The sequence below is a fragment of the Paenibacillus sedimenti genome (genome assembly GCF_014534655.1).
In the GTDB taxonomy this organism is placed as follows: domain Bacteria; phylum Bacillota; class Bacilli; order Paenibacillales; family NBRC-103111; genus Paenibacillus_E; species Paenibacillus_E sedimenti.
In genome coordinates, this window is the sequence record NZ_JACVVD010000001.1 from 404850 (window position 1) to 428529 (window position 23680).

Below are 23680 nucleotides of genomic sequence, written 5' to 3' on the forward strand. Positions count from 1 at the left end.
GTTGAAATACGTGACAATCAATCAAACCGAAATCGAGCAAGCCATCGACAGGATTGTAGCCAGAACGTTTCAGATGGACATGACATGGGACTGGCCAGCCGGAGTCGCTTTTTACGGTGTAGGTCAAGCCTATCTGGCTACAGGCGAGTCTAAGTATTTGGAGCAATTGCAAGCCTGGATCGACGAGCAGTTGGAGGACGGCATTCCTCCGCTGACCGTCAATGCCGTTTCCATCGGCCATACATTGCTTACTTTGTATGAGCAAACCAAATCGGAACGTTATCTGGAAGTGGCCGTCCAAATGGCGGAATTTTTGAGAACGGATGCGGTTCGATTCGCTGACGGCGTGTTCCAGCACACCGTATCGCAGAATTATGATTTTCCGCAGCAAGCTTGGGTCGATACGATGTTTATGGCCGGCTATTTTCTCGTTCGCATCGGCACTTTACTACGGAGAGACGATTGGCTGGAGGACGGCTTGCTGCAGTATCATGCGCATGAGCGCTTCCTGCAGGACCGTGAAACGAACCTGTATTACCACGGTTGGGATCATATCGCCCTGAACAACATGTCCGCCGTTTATTGGGCGCGAGGCAATTCCTGGGCGGCTTATACAATGTCGGAGGCGCTTCATATCGTAGAAGTTACACATCCGTCATACATGAAAATGTATGATTCGCTGCGAGACCAGCTTAGCAGCATCGTTCGCCTTCAATCCGAGCAGGGGCTTTGGCACACGGTGCTGAACGATCCCAGCGCATATGAAGAAACATCGGGATCTGCGGGCCTTGCCGCCGGATTGATCCGTTATAACGAAGCCATCGGCGCCCCGATGTATAATAAGTATATTCAAAAATCCGTCCACGCCGTATTATCGAAAATTTCGAATAACGGCACGGTACTGGACGTATCGGCAGGAACGGCAGTGATGAAAGACGCAGACGGTTACAAAGGGGTTGCCCATCAGCGGATACAAGGCTGGGGGCAGGGGCTGGCGTTGGTGTTTCTTTCTTCGCTTTTGAATTATAAGTGGGTGAAGGATAACTCACAAACCGAACTCACGAATGTATCGAATGACGTAACGATCGAATCCTGATCCATTAGAACCTAGCAGAAGATCTCAGATCTCCGCTAGGTTCTTTACTGTGCTGTGCGTTGAGTGTGTATGGAGGAGGGATGGGATATGGGGAAGAGGACCGCTGATGCATAACAAAACCGGCTGCCGCGGCAGCCGGTTAGCTGATTCATTGGGAAGTATCGCCAGCCTGTCTTGCTTCAACAACGACAATCCTTCGTTGAATAAAGACTTTGATGACGCTAAAAATGCGAGAATGTATACCAAGGATAGATCAGAGAATCAATGACTATAAATACCGAACAAGGTGCTTTAATCTGAGACGTTTGTTCGTTAGAGCCACATTTTAGCCTTCCATCACAAATATAGCGAACAAGCGGTAATCTAATAACGACGGGTGTCCTCAAACTGAATCAAACGATATTCATACTTGCCAATTTCTAATTTCCCCGGAAATAACGGCTGCTGTTTCAGCAAATCATAGCCTTCCTGAGATATCGTAACGCTGCCTCCGTGCCCGTCCATATTCACGATAACCCAAACAGTATAGCCGTCCCCTACTCTTGGCGCGACGATGGTACCCTGTGTAACATTTGTTCTAAGCGATAATTGGGCTTCACCCGCATAATGGCCGATGAGTTTCTTTAACAACATATCCCCCTCTTCGCCCATAGGCATCGATCCAAGCATAACGATCTTCCCTTTACCGTACTTCTGCTCTGTGATGAATGCTTTTCCTGGTGCTAAGCCTTCTTCGATGATGCCTACCGCTGCCGCTTCCTTAGTTTCGAACACAGCGCTCCACATCCCTAACGGAGCGGATTCTCCGAATGCCCGACCGATTGAGTTTGTTCCATCCATCGGATAAGTATACAACGTTTCGACGCCTGCCAGCTGTTCTAACTGACCCAAGGCTGCATCCGTATGAATCGTATGATGTTCTGTCCGGCCGCCTGTGAGCGGACCGACCACCCAGATCCCGCCTTTTTCCACAAATTGTTGGGCACGGTTTATATAATCAGGAGATAAATAATGGATGAACGGTGTAAACAACAGTTTATATCCGTCCAAGTCCGCGCCTTCCGGAATGAGATCCCTATGGATTCCCAAAGTCAAAAACCGTTCATAAAACGCGGTTACCAGGCCGCGATGATTTAGTTTTTGATGCGGCTCGGTTTTTAAATACGCTTTGGACCGATCCGAATACGTGATGGCTAGCTCCGCCTGAGCGGGAATTGTCGCAAGAAGAACCGACTCGATTTCTTTTCTTGCTTGTTCAACTTCCAGTACATTCGTATAACCTACCGTCGGCTTGCCCCATGCGCTGATGACCGATCCGTGAGGCTGCTCGCATCCGGTTCGCTGCTGTCTCCACAGCCAATAGCAGAAAGCTTCCGCTCCCAACGCATATGCGGCCACGGCTTCCGCTTTCAAGTATCCGTTCGGATGAGGCGCTGCATAGCTTTCTAAAGAGGCGCTGAATGACGGGCTCGTCTCCATAATCCAAAATGCCCGGCCTTTCTTGAAATTCCTCCATAAATCGCAGTTTATTAAATAAGCGGGCGTATTCGTGGACGATGCATAAGTATCAAACGATGCGAAATCAAGATTTTTAAACAGACGTTCATTATCCACATGAAAAGCCACGCTGCTGTTGTGGGTGATAGGGGCGTCTGAATATTTTCGGATGATCGCTGCCTGCTCGTCGGCAAATTCGGCGATCTTCTCCATAGAAAACAACTGGTACATCGTTCTCAATGAGGAGTGATGTAAAAACGGCGCCGGTGCCGGCTGAGGCACTTGCTCAAAGCGATGGTAATATTCGCTCCAGATATGCGTTCCCCAAGCTTCGTTCAATTGGCCGATCGTCCCGTAACGCTCTTCCAGCCACCCGTGCCATAAGGTTTTGCATGTCTGACACATGCATTCCGCTACATGAGCTTTAAACTCGTTGTCGAGCTGCCAACCGATAACTCCCGGTAAATGTCCGACCGCACGGGCAATATGCTCTGTGATAACTGCAGCTTTTTCTCGAAAATAGGCGTTATTCGTACATGCATGCTGTCTGGACCCATGTCCCATCACGGTTCCTTGCCCATCGACAAACATCCGTTCCGGATGATCGTATGAAAACCAAATTGGCGGAGTGGGTGTCGGGGTGCACATGACGGTCTCAATGCCATTCTCATATAGCTGACTGATCATATCCGTGAAGAAACCGATGTTGATCTGTCCTTCTTCCGGTTCCATCTTCGACCAGGCAAATTCTCCGATCCGTACCACATTGATTCCCGTTTCCTTCATGATCTTGATATCCTGTTCGATCACATCCGCATCCCAAAGTTCAGGATAATAAGCGGCTCCATGGTATAACTTTCTGTTCATTTGTACCTCTCCTTGTAAAAAGTTACCTTGCATTGTTTACATCGTAATAAACCTGGAACTTGCATACAATTGCACTTTTTTCCGCGGCAACTTTTAGTGCTCATACTTTTTTTCCGGGTTCATACTTTTTTGAAAAAAAGCCTTGATAACAGGGTAAACAAGAGCAGAACACCCTTTTCAGCAGCATAAAAAAAGTATGATTGTCGGAAATGTTCGACTCCTTTAATGTGGAATCACGAAGAGGTAAACAATCAAATCCATCCAACTGCGAAGGAGAGAGGACATGATCAAAGAATCACGCGCAGAACAGCACATAGTGTCTGTCTCAGCCGTAGGTACTCCCAAACGGAGCACGCTGATGAGCAAAATCATCAGAGATAAATATTTGTTGCTGCTGCTGCTTCCGGGATTAGCCTACTTTATTATTTTTAAATATGTTCCGATGTGGGGGGTGCTGCTTGCCTTCAAAAACTATCAGCCTTATCTCGGTTTTTTTAACAGCGAGTGGGTCGGATTGGCTAACTTTAAGCAACTCTTTCAAGACCCTGTTTTTTTCAGATTGATACGCAACACGCTTCTGATCGGCTTATACGATATGCTGTTTTTCTTCCCGGCGCCGATTATACTGGCACTCCTGCTTAATGAAGTCCGCAAAGCTTTCTACAAACGCTTCATCCAATCGCTGATTTATATCCCGCATTTTATTTCGATGGTTATCGTTGCGAGCATTTCCTATCTGTTATTAACGACAGAAGGCGGGGTCATCAATGAAGTCATCTTCAAGCTATTCGGGTATAAAATTGACTTTCTGACAAGCGAAACCTGGTTCCGTCCGATGATCATCGTACAAAGCATATGGAAAGAGATGGGTTGGGGGACGATCATCTTCCTCGCGGCGCTTGCCGGGGTGGATCAAGAACAGTATGAAGCGGCCATCGTAGACGGAGCGAGCCGATTCCGCCAATTGTGGCACATTACACTGCCTGCAATTCAGGGAACGATCATCGTAGTGTTGATTCTGCGTATGGGACACTTTATGGACCGGGGATTTGAGCAAATTTTATTAATGATCAACGCGCTAAACCGGCCTGTCGCCGAAGTGTTTGACACTTATGTTTATACGGCGGGGATCATACAGGGAGCTTTCAGCTACAGTGCGGCAGCAGGGTTATTTAAAGCCATCATCGGTGTCATTCTCGTCTTTACAACGAACTATTTAGCCAAAAGGGCCGGACATTCCGGTATATACTAACCTCAAGTCGATGCATACGAAGTCAGTTTTCCTGCGGAAAACTCTTAGGAGGAGAGAACTATGAACACCCGCCATCATACCTTGGGTGAAAAAATATTCGATATCACCAACTATTTGTTTCTTGGGTTCGTCGCCCTTTGCATGATCCTTCCGGTCTTGTATATCGTTGCGGGTTCTTTCGCCAGCGATATCGAGATAGGTGCCCGATCCTTTTTCCTGATTCCCAAAGATATCACCCTCGATGCTTACAAATTCGTTTTTAAAGATAACGCTTTACCGCGAAGTTTATTAGTTTCCGTGTTTGTTACCGCTGTAGGAACGATTATTAATCTATTTTTCACCTTTACGATGGCCTACGCATTATCGAGGCGGCACATGGTTGGCCGCAATGTGGTCTTAAACATGATTATCTTTACGATGATGTTTAGTGGCGGGATTATTCCTACTTATCTCGTTGTAAAAGGGTTAGGGTTGTTGAACACCTATTGGGCCGTCTTGCTGCCTGTCGCTATCAATGCTTTTAACTTGATTGTCGTTAAATCTTTTTTTCAAGAGATTCCTAACGAACTGATCGAATCGGCCCGCATTGACGGGAGTAACGATCTGGGTGTGTTGTGGCGAATTGTTCTTCCGCTTTCCAAACCGGTTATCGCTACATTCGGACTTTTCTACGCGGTTGCCCATTGGAACGATTTCTTTAATGCGCTGATGTATATATCAGATGCCAAAAAGTGGCCGTTGCAGGTGCTACTGCGGCAAATTGTACTTTTAGCAACGGGTGCGCTGGAAATGGGAACGTACGATCCGACCTATGTGAAACCTCCGGATCAATCCATTAAAAATGCCGTTATCGTTGTGGGCACATTGCCGATTCTGATTGTTTACCCGTTTATCCAAAAGTATTTTGCCAAAGGGATATTATTGGGTGCGGTTAAAGGGTAAGCGCATTCAAAATGAAATGGGTTCGGTTTGTCACAGCATCCGTTTAGAACCGGGTGTATGTTTCAACATAAAACAGGTACACTGAGAGTACAAAGGGAGGAAAAGAAAATGAATTGGAATAAAAAGAAAAAACCATTGTTTGCCATGACCAGCGTTGTGTTCGCAGTGACAGCTATCGCGGGTTGCAGTTCGGGTACGCCAACAGATACAGCTAAATCGACGGCTGCGCCCAATGCGACAGCAGGAGCGGCGACTGCAAAAGAAGCGCCGTTCAAAATCAGTGTCATGTTAAAAGGCTATCATAATGATACGGCCACCGCTGAAAGCAAAGTTTGGAAAAAAATAGAGGAATACACGAACACGAAGCTGGATCTGCAATTTGTCCCTGATGCGAGCTACAACGATAAACTGAACATCACGCTTGCTTCCGGCTCTATACCATCCCTTCTTTTCGTGAATAATGCGAAATTGTCGTCCGTTGCTAACGCCATCAATGGAGGCGCATTTTGGGAAATCGGCCCTTACCTCAAAGATTATCCGAATCTGAAGCAAGCGAATCCAACCGTGCTTAACAATACTTCGGTAAACGGTAAATACTATGGTCTATATGTATCCAGACCGATCGGCCGTATGGGAATCAGCTACCGTAAAGACTGGCTTGATAATTTAGGCTTGCAGGAGCCGAAGACTATTGATGAGTTTTACAATATGTTAAAGGCATTCACGAACAACGATCCTGATAAAAACGGCAATAACGATACCTATGGCATGGTCGTAACCAGATATACAGGACCATTTGATATTATGCAAACATGGTTCGGAGCTCCGAATAAATGGGGCGAGAAAGACGGCAAGCTTGTTCCCGCTCATTTGACGCCTGAATATTTGGAAGCGCTCAAATTTTTCAAGAAATTGTATAGTGAGAAGCTAATCAATCAAGATTTTGCGGTATATGACTCGGCGAAATGGGATGATCCGATCGTTAACGGCAAAGCGGGTGTAGCGGTTGACGTTACGGAACGCTCCTATTCGATTGAAGAGAAAATGAAAAAAGCAAATCTCAAGGGAAGTATCGATATTATTGGCGCTGTAAACGGGCCTGCAGGTCTTCGTAATCAACCGACAGCCGGACATAACGGCATGTTCTTAATCTCCAAAAATTCGGTCAAAACAGAAGCCGAGCTCAAGAAGGTGCTAAATTTCCTGGATAAGATCAACGATAAAGAAATGCAAATTTTAATCAGCTATGGTCTCGAAGGTGTCCATTATAAAGTGGAAGATGGCAAGCTGATAACGCTTCTCATTGCCACTGACCCTATGACTCCTGATATCAATAACAAGAGTATCACTCAGCTCTTGCCTTCGATTCCGTACATTGTACCTGAATTGTTCAAACCGGCTACACCGCTTCGCGCCAAGTCGGTCGAAGTGCAAAAAGCAAATGAAAAAATCATCGTTACCAATCCGGGAGAACCATTTACGACCGCTACCTATACGCAAAAGGGCGCACAATTGGATCAAGCTGTTGAAGATGCACGAATCAAATTCATTGTAGGCAAAATCGATGAAGCCGGCTTCAAAGCCGAAATGGAATTGTGGAAAAAGAACGGCGGCGATGCCTATACCAAAGAAATGAACGACGCATACGCCGCAAGCAAGACAACCAAATAAACACGCTTAGCGGGTAAGGTCCAGTCATTCCTCATGACTGGACTTTATCGCGACCTACAAGGAGAGATGGAGATGACAGAGGCAAGGGTTAGAGGCGGCAAAGGAACGGTGTGGCCTTCGGAAAGACGAAGTTATACTGATTTAATATCGGGCGTAACCGTAACCCAGCTAACGAATCACTGCTCGCACAGTCACCATATCTATTTTACGAATAACGGCTTCTATGGAGATGGGAATTTGCTCTTCGGTTCGGACCGCGAGAATGTTACCAATCTGTACAGTATGGATCTTCAAAGCGGTGTCATGACGCAATTAACGGATTTGGAGCGCAGCCGTGAATCCCGGATTCAAGGGACCTTTCTTCATCCGAACGGGCACGAGGCTTATTTCTACTATGACAATTCGATTGTGGCCATCGATCTGGAAACGAGGGAAGAAAGAATTCTCTATACGATTCCCGCGAAGTATAAATTCGGCAGTTTGAGCTGCACCGCAGACGGGCAGTGGCTATGTTTCGGCCTGAACGAGGATTTAACGGACCGGATCGCGATGGATACCAAGAACGGATACCTGGGTTTTGAGGAGTATTTCCGCGCTAAGCCGCACAGCCTGATTATGGCGGTTTCCCCTGCAGACGGTAAAGTGAAAAAGCTTCATGAGGAGAAGCTGTGGGTCGGTCATGTCAATACGTCGCCAACGCAAGCGAATCTGCTGACCTTTTGCCATGAAGGGCCTTGGGAGCAGATCGATCACCGGATCTGGGTGCTGGATATCGCAACCGGGCAGTTTTGGAAAGTGAAAGATAAGCTGCCTAATGAATATGTCGGGCATGAATATTGGCTGTCGGACGGCATTCATATCGGCTACCACGGATTTACGAATTCTCTCGAAGATCACGCCGGGAAAATCATCGGGGCTGTCAAGTTCGATAACAGCTGCGGAGAGCAGTATGAATTTCCTTTTCAAAATATGCACGTCCATTCCAATGATCTATCCCTTGTTATCGGAGACGGCCAGCAAACGAGCGCTTATCATGGGCAGCAATTTCAAGACACGATCCAGGTATGGCGGAATGACGGTACCGGATTCAAGGGTCCGCGTATTTTATGCAAGCACCGGGGAAGTTTCCATACGCAAAATCTCCATGTGCATCCAAGGTTAAGTCCGGACGGCAAACAGGTGCTGTTTACGAGCGATATGTCGGGCTACGGAAATTTGTACATGGTTGATGTGCCGGAATTCGAATCACTCCCCGAGATGCCGGTTAAGTGACCATGAGCACAAAACCGAATCTGCTTCTCATCTTTACCGACCAGCAGCGATGGGACACGTTAGGAGCTTATGGCAATCGGGCGATTCATACGCCGCATTTGGACCGGTTGGCGCAAGAAGGGGCCGTTTTTGAAAATGCGATAACCCCTTCTCCTCTCTGCGCTCCGGCCAGAGCCTGCACGATGACGGGATTTGCTGCGGGAAAGACGCTAGTATTCGATAACGAATCCGCACCTGCCATTGCCGAGGGAGAGTCGATAGCGGCCTATTTGTCGAAAGCAGGCTATTACAGTCAGGCGATCGGAAAGATGCATTTTACGCCTGACGGGCAAACTTACGGGATGGACCGCCTCATTTTGTCGGAGGAAATGAGAGGGGTGCGCACGGCTGAACACCTGGAAGATGTTCATTTTGATGACTACGACCAGTACCTGATTCAGCATGGTGTCTGGGGATGGGAGAAGCCTCCCGAGATCGGGTACAACGAACTGAAGCCGCTGGTGAACGGGCTGCCCAAAGAGCTCCATATCACGCAATGGTGCGGGGACCGGACGGTAGAGTGGCTCCAAAACGAAAGACCTGTTGACCGGCCGTTTTTCTTGTGGACATCGTTCGTCAAGCCGCATGCGCCTTTCGATTGCCCCGGGCATTTGACGGATTTGTACGATCCGGCGGCAATGCCGAAGCCTTGGGTTTCCGACAAGGACGGAACAGCGAAAAATCCGTATATGCAATCCCACCGCAGGGCCATGGAGGCCGATTTGTATTCGGAGCAGGCGCTGCTTCTGAATCGGGCGTATTACTACGCGAATATTACATTTATCGATGAACAGATCGGCCGAATCACGCAAACGTTGGAAGAAGAGGGGCTGGCTGACAACACCCTCGTCATATTTACATCGGATCACGGGGAGCTGCTGGGCGATCATCGGTTATGGTTCAAAAACCTGGGGTACGAGGGCAGTTTGCATGTGCCGATGATTGCCCGTTGGCCCGGTGTCATAGGGCCGGGAACCCGATGCGACGAACTGACCACCTTGCTTGATATTTTCCCGACTTTCGTAAATCGGGCCTGTGGAAATCGCGACCATGACGGCAGGTCCGGGGTCGACTTATTGAAGTTGCTGGCGGAACCCGCTTCGGTTCGCAGGGATGTTGTTTGCTCCGAATTTTATGTCGCGCCGAACTACATGCTGCATGTCCGAAGCAAAGCGTGGAAATATCTGTTTTATCAGAACGGCGGTTATGAAGAACTTTATCATCTTGTCGATGATCCGCAGGAGCTTATTGATCTGGCGGAGGATCCGGATTTTGCCGTTGTGAAAAAAGAACTTCAGGAGGCGGCTGTCCAGTGGATTCGGAACTACGGAAATCCTGAAATCGCGCTTGATGAGACGGGCTGTAAGCTGAAGGTGACACCTTATCAGCCCCATGCGATAAGAGCGAACCCGAGACCGTTCTCACGTATGCCGTGGGATTCCAGAGTTCCGCCTTCATTGCTTCCGGAGGGGCAGAGAACCTGGTTTTGGAAAACGCTGGGCGGAGATTGGAGCAGCCTAATACGATTCTTAGGAGCTAAAGAATAAGCAGCCGTTCCGCAAGCGAAAATTGTACGCAGGAGGTGGACGATTTGCCCGCTGAATATGAAATTGTAGAGACGCTTTATGAGAATGCGCTTACGTCACCGGAGGATATTGCGGATTTTCGATTGGAAGGTAGCGCAAATATATCGTTCCCGCAAGGGAGAATGCGCATGGAAAATGCATTGGATGCCGGGGAGGGGCAGAAAGCCAATTTTGTGCTTTGGTGTCCGGAGACGTTTCCGGACGGTATATCGGTAAGCTGGGAGTTTTGGCCGGTTAAGGAGCCCGGGCTTTGCATCCTGTTTTTTTGTGCGGCAGGGCGAAACGGCATCGACATGTTCGATCCTGGACTTGAACAGCGGGTTGGCGTCTATGACCAATATCATCATGGAGACATTGACGCTTATCACATTTCCTATTACCGCCGATTATGGGAGGAAGAACGAAGCTTTCATACGTGTAACTTAAGAAAAAGCTACGGCTTTCATTTGACCGCGCAGGGGGCCGATCCACTGCCGTCCGTGATGGACGCGCGAGGACCATATCGCATGCGGTTACTTGTCAATCAAGGGGAAGTATTATTCTCTATCAACGATCTTTCCGTTTTGAAGTGGAAAGATGACGGCACGACTTACGGTCCTATCCTGCAAAAAGGGCGCATCGGGTTTCGCCAAATGGCGCCACTCATTGCAGAGTATCGGAACTTGAAGGTAGAGAGTGTAAGAAAAATAAATGTAAGATAGACGCACAGAGGGGGTGCTGAGGCATCCCTTCTTTTATTTTTAATAACCAGTCCCACTGCTGTCCGAAAACGCCTAATGCGAAGAAAGCTGCTGCAGAAAGAATATTTGTAGTCCGAAAATGCCCATTTGCGGAGAAAGCTGTATCAGCCCAAATGCCTGTAGTCCGATTTTACCAAATTGTAACATAGTTTGTGCGATCGCACGTTCGGTAAAGTCGTCTTAAGTAGGTAAAATAGGACTGCATCAGCTATTTTTCTCACCAGTTATACATAATTGGGTGAAATCGTACTACAGCTACTCACCTTATCAAAAAAGGACGAGATAATAAAAACGGTTGAACAGAATCTGTTGAGAGCTGATTCTGTTCAACCGTTATATTTTACAGCCAATGAAATTATTGAAGAGCTTGAATCCATTTAATCAGAATACCCGCTTGCTCCGCTGTAATTCGGTTGCCTGTTTGAGCGTTGATTTCATGAATAAGTGCGTCAGTCTGCCGGTGTTCCAGCTTCTTCAGCAGTGAATTCTCGATTCCTTGTTCACCGGGTCCAGTGACGAACTCCCCGATCAGGCTTGCGATACTGTTCTCAGTAACTTGCACAGTATAAGATTCAGAACGGGTTCCTGTGTTGCCTGCACGATCCGTGACTTGAACCGTGACATCGTGAGTACCGAGCTCCAATTGATATGCCGGAGCACTAACGAGCGGCTGTGCACACGGGTTATAGACGATACCGGATACGGTATCTGCTGCAGTGCAGGTGATCGATACTGTCTGATCAACGGTGTAGGTCATCGCCCCATTAATTTGAATGGTCGGTGCCGTCCGATCTATCGGGATTTGGGCCGTTTGCGGTTGCTCAACATTGCCCGCGTTATCCGTAGAACGGTACAGCAGTGTATGAACGCCATCGGCCGACAGAGAGATTGGCGATACGTATAAATTCCAGGTTGAGCCGTTATCCGTGCTGAATTCGGTTTGCTTCACACCCGTCAGATCGTCGTTTGCCGATAGCTGGACGCGAACTTCCGACACGTACCAACCGTTATTTTGAGTTCCTTCGATTGCAGCTGCCGAGACAGGCGGCGTTACATCGAGAATGTTGGTCATCGTAATGGAATTGCTGGCGGCACTTTCATTATGAATCCGGTCAATCGCCGTTACGACGTACGTATATATGTTTCCATCCGTAGCAGTCTTATCTACGTAAGTAAGATCGGTGCCTGACTGCTTGCGGACTTTGGCGATAATAGGAGTGGGATCCTGAAGACCTTGGGCAGCCGCTCCGTCAAAACGATAAATTACATAGTAGGCTGTGTCACTTTGCTCGTCATTTTTCCATGTAACCTCGATGCCTGATGCTTTTCGGACGGCGGATGCCAAGACCGGCGCATCAGGTGCAGCCTGATCCAGCCAAGGCATTGCAGGAACTAAAGCCGGGTACCTGTAAAAGTCGGTTTTTAATCGGTCCGTGAACCCGAGAGGATTGGACTTAAACCATATAGAGCTGAAAAATATGCTGCCATGCACGTTGTTAAAGTTTCGGTTATAAGCGACTTGGTTCGGCATTTCGTCGGGGTTTTGCCACGCCGGATCGGCCGATCCGATCCGATAGACCGCCTGACCGCTGTATAGGTGGACATTTTTCCCGGCCGTCACACCGCTCCACCACTCGATCAGCTTATCGTAGGATGCCGGTGAATAGCCCATATACCAGTAAATTTGCGGCGCAACATAATCGATCCATGCTTGATCAACCCATTTTTTCGTATCCGCGTAGATGGCGTCGTAGCTGCTCAGTCCGTTCGTATCGGAGCCGGAAGGATCTTGGTTTTTGTTTTTCCAGATCCCGAATGGACTAATCCCGAATTTGACCCAGCTTTTCTCTTGTTTAATGGCCGCATTCATCTCCTGAACGAACGCGTTGACATTGCTGCGTCTCCAATCGCCTTTGTTCGGGAAGGAGGAGCCGTACTTCGAATAGGCTTCCTGATCGGGGAAATCCACGCCGGTAACCGGGTACGGATAAAAATAATCGTCAAAATGTACGGCGTCGATATCGTAATTTTTCACCACTTCCATGATGCTGTCTGTAATGAACTGCTTCGCTTCCGGAATCCCCGGATTGAAGTAAAGCTTGCCGCCGTATGTAACGACCCAATCCGGATGCAGTCTCGCCGGATGATTGGGCACAAGCTTATCAATACGATCCTGCAGGCTGATCCGATAAGGGTTGAACCAGGCATGAAACTCCATATTCCGCTTGTGAACTTCCTCAAGCATGAAGGCTAGAGGATTATAGCCCGGGTCTTTGCCTTGTTGTCCCGTTAGCCATTCCGACCATGGAGCGTATGCTGAAGGATAAAAGGCATCTGCAGTCGGCTTCACCTGCACGATGACCGCATTCATGCCGGCTTCTTGCAGAACATCCAACAGCTCGATAAACTCGCGTTTTTGCGCTTCCGCTTCAACAACGCCTTTTTTCGGCCAGTCGATATTATCGACGGTAGCAATCCAGGCTGCTCTCAGCTCTCGCTTCGGCACAGTCGCCACTTTGTTCACCACCAAGTAAAAATCGTTGGATTTCCCCCCGTAAGTTACCGTAATTCGTGAGGTTCCCATCTGCAAAGCCGTTACCGTCCCGCTTGCGCTGACGGAAGCGATACCAGGGTTGCTGCTTATGAAAGTAACGCCGCTAGTCAGTTCGACCGATTCGGGCAGCCATGTGTAGGTGCCGAACACTTTCGTTTGCCTCGACTCGCCGACGGTCATCGCCTTCAGGCCGGTGAGCGCGATCGATTGCAATACCGGGACCGGATTCGTTACAGTGAGCACGTATTGTAAGGAGACGCCGCTATAGGAAGCAGTGATCGTCGTCGTACCGGGCTTCACGGCTTTAATAAGTCCGGAGGCATCGACAGTCGCAATGTCAGGGCTGCTGCACTGGAATGCGGCTCCGCTCGCAATGGTAACCGGATCTGCGGCTCCGCTGTATGTAGCGTATACTCTTAGCCGGTTAGTCGCGCCGGTTTCGAGCTTGGATAGCGCTGAAAGCTCCAGTTTTTGGGGGATCGGCGCTTCTGCCGTGACCGTCAACGTATACGCAGCTTCAGGTGCATTGCCGTATGCTGCGGCTATCGTTACCGTACCTGCTTGCAGCGCCCGGACGGTTCCGCCGGCATCGATGGTCGCGATCCGTTCATCGCTGCTTCGATACGTGATCCCGCTTAAGACCGGAACCGGCTCGGTGCTGTTCTGATACGTAGCGTTTACGGCAGCTTGCTTCGTATCCCCGACTTGCATCGGCGGTAGGCCTACCACATCGAGACCAAAAACGGTTGAATCCGAATAGAACGCATTCAACTGGTCAAAATACAACACACCGCTGTTTTTGTTATTTTCCTTCGTTTCTACGACATAAATTTGATTGATCTTAAGAGGAGCTTTGAGGGTGCTCGGGACAGCAATGGTGACATATTTCCAACCGGTCCAGTTAAGTCCGTTGCTGCTCGTGAAATCAACAGCCGTTTTCGTTCCTGTCGCATCCTGCAATTGAGCGCGCAACCAATGGTTATTTCCGTCGCCGAAAACCCATACCCCCAGCTTTTTCGGAACGCCTTGCAGTGTGCGCCCGGCAGTTCCGCTCGGGTCTTTGAAATTGATATACGCCGCTGACGTACCCGTCATTCCCGTGAAGTCGTAGGCTAATTTTACAGCGTGATAACCATAATAGATCGTCTCCGGCCTGCTGATCAGGCCGATACTGACGGACTTGGCTTGTGCAGAAGACGCAGATAGATTCGTTGTTTGTTCAAAGTTTTCCACATTCGCGTAAGCCGGCGAACTTGCCGCATTGATTTCGGCCACGGAATCGGCATATGCGGTAGGTGATTCATGGCTAAATCCTGAAATGAATGTACTTGTAAAGAAGATTAGTGCTGTAAGAAAAGGAATCAATCTGGCTTTCTTTCGTGAACGAGTTGCCACCTAATCACTTCCTCCAAATAGAATTAAACCGCTTTCAACAGCCGGACTCTAAGTTCTTGACTCATCTCCTCCTTATCGTTCGTTCAGGACTGGTAAAGCTTGGAATGGTTCATTTTTAGATTATAGAGTTTTATTACGAAAATCAATACAGTTATTAAAATTTTATTTCAGAAATCCCACAAGAATCCCAATGGCGATAAATGCCCATAAACATGCATAAAGTGCCTGTTTTTCCAGCTGTAAACGTTTAGCAGACCATCATCCTGCAAAACATGCCGTTAAAATAGCCCAAGCGCCTGTGCACGGACCATTGTGATGAATTTACATGCACGATATGCATGTAAACGCCTCTTTTTGGCGAGAACTCGCAAAATTACGGCACTTTTTGCACTTAACTGCGCCGATGTTGGTTAAGGAATGGAGCACTATTTTTTTCAGTTATGGTGACAACGTTGGTTGAGGGGGAGAAGCTATGTCACAAAAACAGCCCTCAGCTACTCCATCTGGAGCGGTGAAGGCTGTTGAGCTCTGTTTAAAGTTCTTCATTCAAAACTTGCGATAACCTGACCAGATCTTCCCAAATAACCCGACATGACATGCCGATGCTGGTCAACTCTTCCCAGCCTTCATCGATCTCGGCGATCATCCGGTCAATATCTCCGCATGTGATCTTAGTTTCCTCAGTAGCGGCCAACATCTGAAGCCCCCTCCATCGTTTTTTGAACAACATCATTACGTATATTTTTCGTAATTATGTTCACGAATGAGGGTGTCGCAGGGTTAACTGAAAACAGCCTTTGCCGCTATTCGCGTGCAAAGGCTGTTCATTTTCCTAAACATTATTTCACTTCTACGATACGGCCTTCCGTAGTCGGATTGATGGACTTGCGAGCGATCAGCGCTTCTTCTATGAGCTCGTACAGCGTAATGCCCGTGTTCAGCGCTTTTTTGTCTTTGAACATCGCATAGCCGTCACCGCCTGCGGCCACAAAGTCGTTCGTAGCCAATCGGTAAGTTTGATCGGAATCAAGCACTTTGCCGCCAACCTTCACTTCAACGACGCGCTGACCGGCAGGCTTCGTCGGATTGTAGCTGAAAGACATACCGCTGATTTGCGGGAACCTTCCGCCGCCGCTTTCGACCTGACTGACGCCGTTCTCAAGCGCAGCTTTCAGTTCAGAGCCTTTCACTTCGAGGATAACGACCGTATTCGGGAACGGCAGCACATCGTAGAGCGCTTTTTTCGTAATGTCGCCTTTTTTCACTTGCGTGCGGATACCGCCGCCGTTCGTCAGCGCAACATCGGCCGCATAGCCGTCAATTTTTTTGGAACGCTCGATCATCGTATCGGTGATGAAGTTGCCGAGGTTCGTTTCGCGTTTGCGCACGAAGTTGCGGTCGCCGTCCAGATCGACATCGGTTTTGGCAATGACGACGTTCAGCGCCTTGTCAATGTCCGCAACGATGCTCTTCACCATTTTTGCTATTTCCGGATCTTCCTGCACCTTCTCGTCGTATTCAAGCAGTCCGCCGGAGAAGTTCACCAGTTCATTCCCCAGATAATAAAGATCAGCGCGTCCCAGTGATTTGCCGTATTCCCAATCCTGTACGATATAAGTGCCGTTGACCTGTTCAGGCGTACGAAGCGGGGAGTGGGAATGGCCGCCGATGATCAGGTCGATGCCAGGCACGTTTTTCGCAATTTCGCGGTCGGTTTCGATGCCAACGTGGGAGACGACGACGACATGGTCGGCTTTCTTTTTCAGCTCGGGTACGAGTTGTTTGGCGACTTCGACAGGACTTTTAAATGTCAGTCCTTTTACGTTATCGGGGTGCGTCAAGATTGGCGTTTCCTCCGTTACGAAGCCGAGGAAAGCAAACTTTTTGCCGCCGATTTCCGCATAATAGACAGGAGGGAGAAGCTCGGTGCCGTCCTGCTTGAAGACGTTGGCGTTGATAACCGGATATTCCAGCATGTCGCGCAGCTTGAGCAGTTGTTGATAGCCGAAGTCGAACTCGTGATTGCCGGCAGCCATTGTATTATAATCCAAATAATTCAGGATCGGGACAATCGATTCGCCCTTAAACTGATTGACGAAAACCGTGCCTTGGAACGTATCGCCCGCATCCATCAGTAGAAAGTTCGGATTTTCACTGCGCCACTGCTTGATCAGTGTTGCCATTTTGGCATAGCCGAACTCCTTGTTCGATTTGTTTTCCTCAATATGACCGTGTACGTCGTTTGTATGGCCGATTGTAATATGCAAGGTAGCCGCATCTCCGATAGCTTGGAAAAAATCTGCACGGTTGACAGTGGAGGCATCCGCAAGCTGCAGCTTGTAACCGGCTTGACCGAAAATGTCGATAAGACGTGCGGATGATACGGGTTTATCCGGTGACTTAACTTCATCTGCGGTAACGCCGAACTTGGTAGCACCGCTTAAAGGAACCGATGCCCAATGCGATGAAGCATCGATGGACCAACTGGTTACGCCTTTTAACCTGGCCAGAACAGTGGCTGCTTCAGCGATCGTAACGGGACGATCGAGAGCAAGATTGCCTCCCAAATCACCTTCGATGAACCTCTTTTTCTGCATCCATTCCGTGTGTGTTACCGGGTGGACCGGCGCTGCCAGCGCACCTCCTGCAAGCATGGCGGAGACGACGGCTCCTGTGACGATAAGGCTGCTGATTTTACGGATTGTCAAAACATTCACTCCTTCTCTATGGATTCAACATTAATCATATAATAGAAAAGGGATATTTTGGTAGAGTTAAGGTGGGATTAAGTATTTGTAAAAGCTTTCATTTGCGATATAGTTATAGCATTGAACATACGCATAGGAGGGATATGGATGATTGAACAAAATCGTCGTCAAATCAGCGGGCATCCGTTAATTCAAGAAATCAACAACACGCAGGTCCCATATGGAACGGCAGGCATCTGGTTTTTGGGTCAAGAAAGCGTGATACTGAAGGGCGATGGAATTACGATTTACATCGATCCTTTCGTCTCCGACGAGCTTGAGAAAACGCAAGGGATCGTTCGGCTGTATGAGCCGCCTACCGCTCCGGAACATATTACAAATGCGGATATGTGTCTGATCACACATGAGCATGAAGACCATCTGGACCCCGGCACGCTGCGCTTAATTGCCAAGCAAAATCAATCATCTCTCATCATGGCTCCAGCCTGGTGCAGGGAAAAACTATTACAAATTGGATTCGATCCTATGAAAACGGTGGATGCCGATACGGAACAAGCCTTATCCTTTTTTGATTCGAAAATAAAAATCCGAGCGGTTCCAGCGGCGCATGAAGAGCTGGAAGTTAATAGCCTGGGACAGCATCGTTATGTGGGCTATGTATTGGAGTTAAATGGTGTGAAAATCTATCACGCCGGGGATACGCTCGTGTATGACGGACTTACGGAATGGCTGCGTCATCAAGAAATTGATCTGGCCTTGCTGCCCATTAACGGCCGCGATTATTTTCGGACGAAGCGGGGAATCGTGGGCAATATGAATTACCGGGAAGCCGCGGAACTAGCAGCGAACATTGGAGTTGATGCGGTGATCCCGCTGCATTATGACACTTTTGCGGGGAATGCGGAACGACCGGGGAATTTTGTAGATGAGCTGAACGAAAAACATGCGCGGCCGAAATGTCACGTGTTAGCAAGAGGAGAACGTTTTGTTTATGTGTCTCCGAAAGCGTTTTTGCAGGAGTGAAGTAGTTATTATTAATTTCAGAGGTTGGGTTCAATGCCAATTATTAAATCAGAATTGTATATTAAAGCTCCTATTGAAATTTGTTTTGATTTGGCGAGGAACATAGATATTCATACGCAATCTACCTCACAGACTAAAGAAAAAGCTATCGGCGGGGTTACCAGCGGACTTATCGAATTAGGCCAATCCGTAACGTGGGAGGCCATTCATTTTGGCATCAAGCAGCATCTTACAGCTAAGATAACGGAAATGGATTACCCGCATTTCTTTGTGGATGAACAGGTGGAAGGGGCTTTTAAACGATTTTGGCATTGCCATACATTTACTCCGCATCATGGCGGAACATGGATGGTAGATGAGTTCGACTATATTTCGCCCTTGGGGTTGCTGGGAAAGCTGGCTGACAAGCTTTTTCTGGAGCAGTATATGAGGGAGTTCTTAATGAAGCGGAACTTGTATATGAAGAGGATAGCTGAACAAAGTGCTTGGTTTTAATGACGGATGTCAGGGCCGCACTCAAGCGCTGATCTGATCCTGCGTAAATGGCTTGAATAACGAACAGAGTCGTTATTTTGAGAACATTTGGACGTTAACCAATGGTGAGGGGGCCAAAACAGGGCTTCAGCGACCCAATGGCGCAAATTCTCAAACTTTGTTCGTAAATTTGCGCCATTGGGTCGCTATGCTCTCATTTACGTGTTACCTGCTCGATTTAGCGTCCAGAATGTCATTGTTAGCGAACAGTGGTCGTTGTTCCCAATATGCGTATCTTCGGCCGATCTTTTCGTACCGCTGTATGTCGATCATCCCCAAACAAGTAATTTCGACAACCCCGGAAACTCACATAATGTTAACGAAAAAGCCATTCTATCCGACCTCGGATAAAATGGCTTTTTGCTACTACCAAGCATATGCCCGTGGAGCTTCTCCGCCAGGACCAGGGAAAATTTCATCTAACTTCTCCAACGTGGATTCATCCAACTCGATTTCTATGGCACGAAGTGAATTTTGTAATTGTTCCAGCGTACGCGGCCCAATAATCGGTGCAGTCATTGCAGGGTGGGCCAGCGTCCATGCCAATGCTACATTAGCTTCGCTTTCACCAAGCTCTTTACATAATGCAGAGAATGCTTCGAGCTTCGCGCGATGTTTCTCTGCCCTTTCCGGGTTGCTCGCCCGCTTGGAGCCTGGGGCCGGTTTAAGTGCATAACCGCCAAGCAGGCCGCCATCCAGCGGACTCCAGGCGATGACGCCAATGCCCAGCTCTTCCGCGGCCGGCAGCACTTCAAGTTCGGGCAGCCTGCACAGCAAGCTGTATTTGTGCTGTTCGGATACGAGACCGAGCAGATGGCGGGCTTTGGCTTCGTATTGCGCTTTCACCAAATCGCGACCCGCAAAGTTGCTTGAGCCGACGTAACCGATCTTTCCTTGGTACACCGGAACTTGAAAAGCTTCCCAGAGCTCCTCCCATGACACATTCCGATCCACGTGGTGCATTTGATAAAGCTCAATATGATCGGTTTGAAGACGTTGCAACGATGCATCCAAATGACGGCGAAGCTTGTATGCGGATAAACCGCCTTCCCGGTTCGGTCCGTCGTTTTTATCATGCATGTCTCCATAGAACTTGGTAGCCAGGACGGTTTTGTCTCTGCGACCGCCGCCTTGGGCGAACCATCGACCGATAATTTCCTCGGTACGACCCGCATTTTCACCCCAGCCGTAAATATTGGCCGTATCGAAAAAATTGATCCCGGCATCCAGGGCGGCATCCATGATTCGAAAAGCTTCTTTTTCTTCGGTATCCACGCCGAAATTCATCGTTCCAAGGCACAATTTGCTTACTTTTAAGCCGGAACGTCCCAAGTAACTGTATTTCATCACAATCGCCTCCAATTCTATGTCATATCTCCAACATCATCATAACGGATTCCGTGTAGCTTCAGAAGTACGCACTTTTCCTTTACATAGTAAGCCGGGAGTTATCTACTTACCCTAAAGTAAGCGGGATAACCCGGAGCTTATCGCTTCGGGTTGTTTAACATTCATTCCAATCAATGAGACACGATCTTTATGGCGTCGGCCATGACATAAGCGGTACCGCTGGTCCAGCGGGAAACGCCGACGACGTTATAAGCGCCGCTATTCAAAGTAAAGGTGCCGAGCAAATTCCATTTCCCTCCGTTAAGCGTCTGATTCGCATATACCGTCTGATTGCCGGTAGAGGTGCTGACGATGAACGGGGTCGACGTATTGTAACCGCTGTTCGAAGGCCAACATGCATAAACGTCATAAGTTCCGGCCGCCGGAATGTTCGCCTGGAACCATGCACTGTCGCTGATTTTTTTTCGTTTGAAGACACGTGTTCTGAAAATAATCTCCCCATACAAAATATTTCCCCCTTAAATAAGAGAGGCCCTTCGTTTATTGTGAAAGTACATAGATAAAGGGAGAAGCCTTCTTCACTGTAGAAATAATAGGAAGGAGGGGATGCTGGTTGTTGAGAGATAGGGAGTAAGTAATAAGCGTTCTTGACGCGTGCCTTCAAACATTGTTGTTGCCCATATGGATTGAAAAGGAGAGGCATTTGATGAAACATCTAAAAGTATGGCTGACGAGTCTTTGTTTTTCGCTTTTTGTGATAACGCTTACAAATAACCAGGCTCATGCCGTTGTACCTGAAGAAAGCACGTTTTTTTCTACAGCGTTTGTTGAGGAAGGCAGCATTTATAATACAAATAGCGATGGCGATCTATGGCCGTCCGCCTGGTCGAATGACGATTATCTTTATTTGGCTAACGGTGATGGATGGGGATGGACCAATCAAGGCTGGCAAGATATCGTCTTTAACAGAATTACCAGCGGACATCCGGACAGCCGAAATCTGGTCGGCAACCGGATAAGCGCCGGTATGGGAAAAGTGTGGAATTCGTCGACGTGCCCGGACGGTACGGCAACTTATAATCGCAAACCGACAGGACTAACCTCCCGTGGCGGCACATTATGGATGGCCGTACAAGATTTGAATCGGTGCCCCGGCGCCAAATTTTACGGTCCGACATTCAATGACGCCCCGAATGCGACGATATTAAAATCAACGGACAAAGGCGTTACTTGGACCTATAATAATACGTCTCCTATGTTTTCGAACAATGTTTTTACGACGATCATATTTCTGGATTGGGGGAAGGACGGGGTAGATAATGATCCGAACTCGACCATAGATGATTATATTTACGCTTACGGCATGGACTACAACTGGCGCGATTCGTTCAGCAACACGGTACCTGATCCAACCAAGCTGTATTTAGCGAGAATTTTAGCTACAGACAATGTGCAGGATCTTTCCAAATGGCAGTTTTGGACTGGGGGATTGAGCGGAGGCGCAGAATCCTGGTCGGCTTTTGGCAGCATAGCTTCAAAGAAGCCTGTTCTGCAGGATGATTCAAGGGCGTACTCGAATACAAACGCCGGATTCCCTGGCGGCGATATTAAAGATATGACCAAGATTTCTCAGGGCAGCGTAACCTATAACCGCGCTTTGAACAGATTTATTTATCTTTCCTGGACAGAATATACCTTTGAGTTTTACGAAGCGCCTGCGCCTTGGGGACCGTGGAAAAAATTCCTTTCCAAAGATTTAGGCCCTTACAATTCACCTTGGACAACCGCCAAAAACGGAGGCTATACAACCGTAATGCCGTCTAAATACATTAGTGCGGACGGGAAAAGAATGTGGTTTAATGCGAATACGTTCGAAGGTCCGGTGAATAATTATAAATTTTCATTGCGCCAATTGTTTGTAACTCCTTATAACGCAAGTCTGACACCTAATAATGCCAAAAGCAGTACGAATAATCTCGCAGTCAGCGGAGAAAACAAAACGCCGATTGCGAAAGCCAGCTTCCACCAAGGCAATCCATGGGCGCTGAATGACGGCGTTAAAAATGTGAACGCCGATGATTGGAATGGAGAAGCCAAAACGGAAAGCTATTGGGGCTATACGTGGGGGCGTCCTTATAACATGAATAAGGTCGTCTATACGACAGGAAATTCGTTCCCGGACGGCGGCTGGTTCGGCAGCGGAGTTAAAGTTCAAGTCCGACAAAACTTCAATTGGGTCGATGTTGCAGGCCTGTCGGCAACGCCGGATTACCCCAGCGATGGCACATCGGCTCCGTATAAAACGTATACGTTTAATTTTGACGATACGTGGGGCGACGGCGTCAGAATTATAGGTACTCCAGGAGGAACGGCCAATTTCACGACCATAAGTGAGTTGGAAGTGTACTACTCAGATCGTTACACGTCGACGGCAACAGATACATTTGATGGTTCGCTTGCAGGCGCATGGACATGGAGCGCCCCTTTGGCAGGACCGACGAACTCTTTTGTAAACGGAAATTTCAGGATGAGCCTGCCGAATACAACCAGTTACGATAATTGGACTTCAGTCGATAATTCCCCTAAATTGACCAGGACCGATATGGGAGCGGGGGACTGGACGATAGAAACGAAGCTGAACTTGTTTACGTATTCGGCTAATACCAACTTTCATACCGGACTTACCGTCAAATTCGGCCCTAACAATTATTTTATATGGGGTCAGTTAAAAGGGAACGGATTGGAATTCAGCAGGTCCGGCTATCCTGCCCTTGGCGTCGTCGCGAATTATACCGATCCTTCGGTATTTCTCAGAATGAGAAAGGTCGGTCAGCGATATTACGTCGACTACAAAGCGAATGCCGGAGATCCGTGGAATAACGTCTCGAGCGACTACTACCCTCATGCGTCGCCTATCTCTGTTGGCGTGATGTCTAAAACGTGGTCCAATGTAAATCTCACGACGGATTTTGATTATTTTACTGTTTCTAAATAGGTAATGTGCCTATAAGAGCGTCTGCTAGTTCTCTGCTAGGGAGAGGGTTAGCAGGCCTCTTATTTTTTTCGCCGGCATGGGTACTCCCTCATTTTTTGCACGCTAAAGCCTTTACATGGACGCGCACCCCCATTTTGTTATATGATATGTGTATTCATA

The 23680-nt window shown here is 48.2% G+C and carries 17 protein-coding genes; 11 read left to right on the forward strand and 6 right to left on the reverse strand.

The window, feature by feature from the left end:
* The first annotated feature begins 1 nt into the window (after position 1).
* Positions 2 to 1096 carry a glycoside hydrolase family 88/105 protein gene (locus ICC18_RS01265; protein ID WP_188172567.1) on the forward strand — a complete coding sequence of 365 codons (1095 nt, stop codon included), beginning with the start codon at positions 2 to 4 and terminating at the stop codon, positions 1094 to 1096.
* Between the two features lie 106 nt (positions 1097 to 1202).
* On the forward strand, positions 1203 to 1364 hold the full coding sequence (locus ICC18_RS01270; RefSeq protein ID WP_188172568.1) for a hypothetical protein: 162 nt from the start codon (positions 1203 to 1205) through the stop codon (positions 1362 to 1364).
* A gap of 95 nt (positions 1365 to 1459) precedes the next feature.
* Here ICC18_RS01270 and ICC18_RS01275 read toward each other — a convergent pair whose 3' ends face one another.
* Positions 1460 to 3460: a beta-galactosidase YesZ gene (locus tag ICC18_RS01275; protein WP_188172569.1), complete on the reverse strand. Its 2001-nt coding sequence runs from the start codon at positions 3458 to 3460 to the stop codon at positions 1460 to 1462.
* 286 nt (positions 3461 to 3746) lie between these two features.
* Here ICC18_RS01275 and ICC18_RS01280 point away from each other — a divergent pair, with 286 nt between their 5' ends.
* From ICC18_RS01280 to ICC18_RS01305, 6 genes are all read left to right on the forward strand, one after another.
* Positions 3747 to 4712 carry an ABC transporter permease gene (locus ICC18_RS01280; RefSeq protein WP_376745604.1) on the forward strand — a complete coding sequence of 322 codons (966 nt, stop codon included), beginning with the start codon at positions 3747 to 3749 and terminating at the stop codon, positions 4710 to 4712.
* 60 nt (positions 4713 to 4772) lie between these two features.
* Entirely contained in the window at positions 4773 to 5654 is an 882-nt protein-coding gene (locus ICC18_RS01285) for a carbohydrate ABC transporter permease (RefSeq protein WP_188172571.1), read from the forward strand.
* A 108-nt stretch (positions 5655 to 5762) separates the two neighbouring features.
* Positions 5763 to 7325: an extracellular solute-binding protein gene (locus ICC18_RS01290; RefSeq protein ID WP_188172572.1), complete on the forward strand. Its 1563-nt coding sequence runs from the start codon at positions 5763 to 5765 to the stop codon at positions 7323 to 7325.
* A gap of 72 nt (positions 7326 to 7397) precedes the next feature.
* The gene (locus ICC18_RS01295) at positions 7398 to 8597 is read left to right on the forward strand and encodes an oligogalacturonate lyase family protein (protein ID WP_188172573.1); all 1200 of its coding nucleotides are present in this window, start codon (positions 7398 to 7400) and stop codon (positions 8595 to 8597) included.
* A 2-nt stretch (positions 8598 to 8599) separates the two neighbouring features.
* Positions 8600 to 10183: a sulfatase family protein gene (locus ICC18_RS01300; protein ID WP_188172574.1), complete on the forward strand. Its 1584-nt coding sequence runs from the start codon at positions 8600 to 8602 to the stop codon at positions 10181 to 10183.
* A gap of 44 nt (positions 10184 to 10227) precedes the next feature.
* Positions 10228 to 10923 carry a YesU family protein gene (locus ICC18_RS01305; RefSeq protein WP_223192244.1) on the forward strand — a complete coding sequence of 232 codons (696 nt, stop codon included), beginning with the start codon at positions 10228 to 10230 and terminating at the stop codon, positions 10921 to 10923.
* A gap of 394 nt (positions 10924 to 11317) precedes the next feature.
* Here the strand turns inward: ICC18_RS01305 and ICC18_RS01310 are convergent, their stop codons facing one another.
* The 3 genes from ICC18_RS01310 to ICC18_RS01320 form a co-directional block, all read right to left on the reverse strand.
* On the reverse strand, positions 11318 to 14911 hold the full coding sequence (locus ICC18_RS01310; RefSeq protein ID WP_312029463.1) for a family 10 glycosylhydrolase: 3594 nt from the start codon (positions 14909 to 14911) through the stop codon (positions 11318 to 11320).
* A gap of 532 nt (positions 14912 to 15443) precedes the next feature.
* Positions 15444 to 15608: a hypothetical protein gene (locus ICC18_RS01315; RefSeq protein ID WP_188172576.1), complete on the reverse strand. Its 165-nt coding sequence runs from the start codon at positions 15606 to 15608 to the stop codon at positions 15444 to 15446.
* 142 nt (positions 15609 to 15750) lie between these two features.
* Complete coding sequence (locus tag ICC18_RS01320) at positions 15751 to 17565, reverse strand: bifunctional metallophosphatase/5'-nucleotidase (RefSeq protein ID WP_188173185.1); 1815 nt, start codon at positions 17563 to 17565, stop codon at positions 15751 to 15753.
* Between the two features lie 201 nt (positions 17566 to 17766).
* On the opposite strand from ICC18_RS01320, the gene ICC18_RS01325 reads away from it, so the two are divergent.
* Entirely contained in the window at positions 17767 to 18642 is an 876-nt protein-coding gene (locus tag ICC18_RS01325; RefSeq protein ID WP_188172577.1) for an MBL fold metallo-hydrolase, read from the forward strand.
* A 33-nt stretch (positions 18643 to 18675) separates the two neighbouring features.
* Positions 18676 to 19137, forward strand: coding sequence for an SRPBCC family protein (locus ICC18_RS01330; RefSeq protein WP_188172578.1), 462 nt, complete (start codon positions 18676 to 18678; stop codon positions 19135 to 19137).
* Positions 19138 to 19542: 405 nt separating this feature from the next.
* Here the strand turns inward: ICC18_RS01330 and ICC18_RS01335 are convergent, their stop codons facing one another.
* Positions 19543 to 20523 carry an aldo/keto reductase gene (locus ICC18_RS01335; RefSeq protein ID WP_188172579.1) on the reverse strand — a complete coding sequence of 327 codons (981 nt, stop codon included), beginning with the start codon at positions 20521 to 20523 and terminating at the stop codon, positions 19543 to 19545.
* Positions 20524 to 20696: 173 nt separating this feature from the next.
* Positions 20697 to 21032 (reverse strand): golvesin C-terminal-like domain-containing protein, encoded by a 336-nt coding sequence (locus tag ICC18_RS01340; protein ID WP_188172580.1) that lies wholly within the window; start codon positions 21030 to 21032, stop codon positions 20697 to 20699.
* Positions 21033 to 21232: 200 nt separating this feature from the next.
* Here ICC18_RS01340 and ICC18_RS01345 point away from each other — a divergent pair, with 200 nt between their 5' ends.
* On the forward strand, positions 21233 to 23521 hold the full coding sequence (locus ICC18_RS01345) for a glycoside hydrolase family 183 protein (protein WP_188172581.1): 2289 nt from the start codon (positions 21233 to 21235) through the stop codon (positions 23519 to 23521).
* Positions 23522 to 23680 lie beyond the last annotated feature (159 nt).

Excerpts from the sequence above, each read along its gene's own strand:
- ICC18_RS01270 (WP_188172568.1), top strand. The coding sequence starts at position 1,203 with ATGCATAACAAAACCGGCTGCCGCGGCAGCCGGTTAGCTGATTCATTG.
- ICC18_RS01275 (WP_188172569.1), bottom strand. The coding sequence starts at position 3,460 with ATGAACAGAAAGTTATACCATGGAGCCGCTTATTATCCTGAACTTTGG.
- ICC18_RS01285 (WP_188172571.1), top strand. The coding sequence starts at position 4,773 with ATGAACACCCGCCATCATACCTTGGGTGAAAAAATATTCGATATCACC.
- ICC18_RS01290 (WP_188172572.1), top strand. The coding sequence starts at position 5,763 with ATGAATTGGAATAAAAAGAAAAAACCATTGTTTGCCATGACCAGCGTT.
- ICC18_RS01295 (WP_188172573.1), top strand. The coding sequence starts at position 7,398 with ATGACAGAGGCAAGGGTTAGAGGCGGCAAAGGAACGGTGTGGCCTTCG.
- ICC18_RS01300 (WP_188172574.1), top strand. The coding sequence starts at position 8,600 with ATGAGCACAAAACCGAATCTGCTTCTCATCTTTACCGACCAGCAGCGA.
- ICC18_RS01315 (WP_188172576.1), bottom strand. The coding sequence starts at position 15,608 with ATGTTGGCCGCTACTGAGGAAACTAAGATCACATGCGGAGATATTGAC.
- ICC18_RS01320 (WP_188173185.1), bottom strand. The coding sequence starts at position 17,565 with ATGCTTGCAGGAGGTGCGCTGGCAGCGCCGGTCCACCCGGTAACACAC.
- ICC18_RS01325 (WP_188172577.1), top strand. The coding sequence starts at position 17,767 with ATGATTGAACAAAATCGTCGTCAAATCAGCGGGCATCCGTTAATTCAA.
- ICC18_RS01330 (WP_188172578.1), top strand. The coding sequence starts at position 18,676 with ATGCCAATTATTAAATCAGAATTGTATATTAAAGCTCCTATTGAAATT.
- ICC18_RS01335 (WP_188172579.1), bottom strand. The coding sequence starts at position 20,523 with ATGAAATACAGTTACTTGGGACGTTCCGGCTTAAAAGTAAGCAAATTG.
- ICC18_RS01345 (WP_188172581.1), top strand. The coding sequence starts at position 21,233 with ATGAAACATCTAAAAGTATGGCTGACGAGTCTTTGTTTTTCGCTTTTT.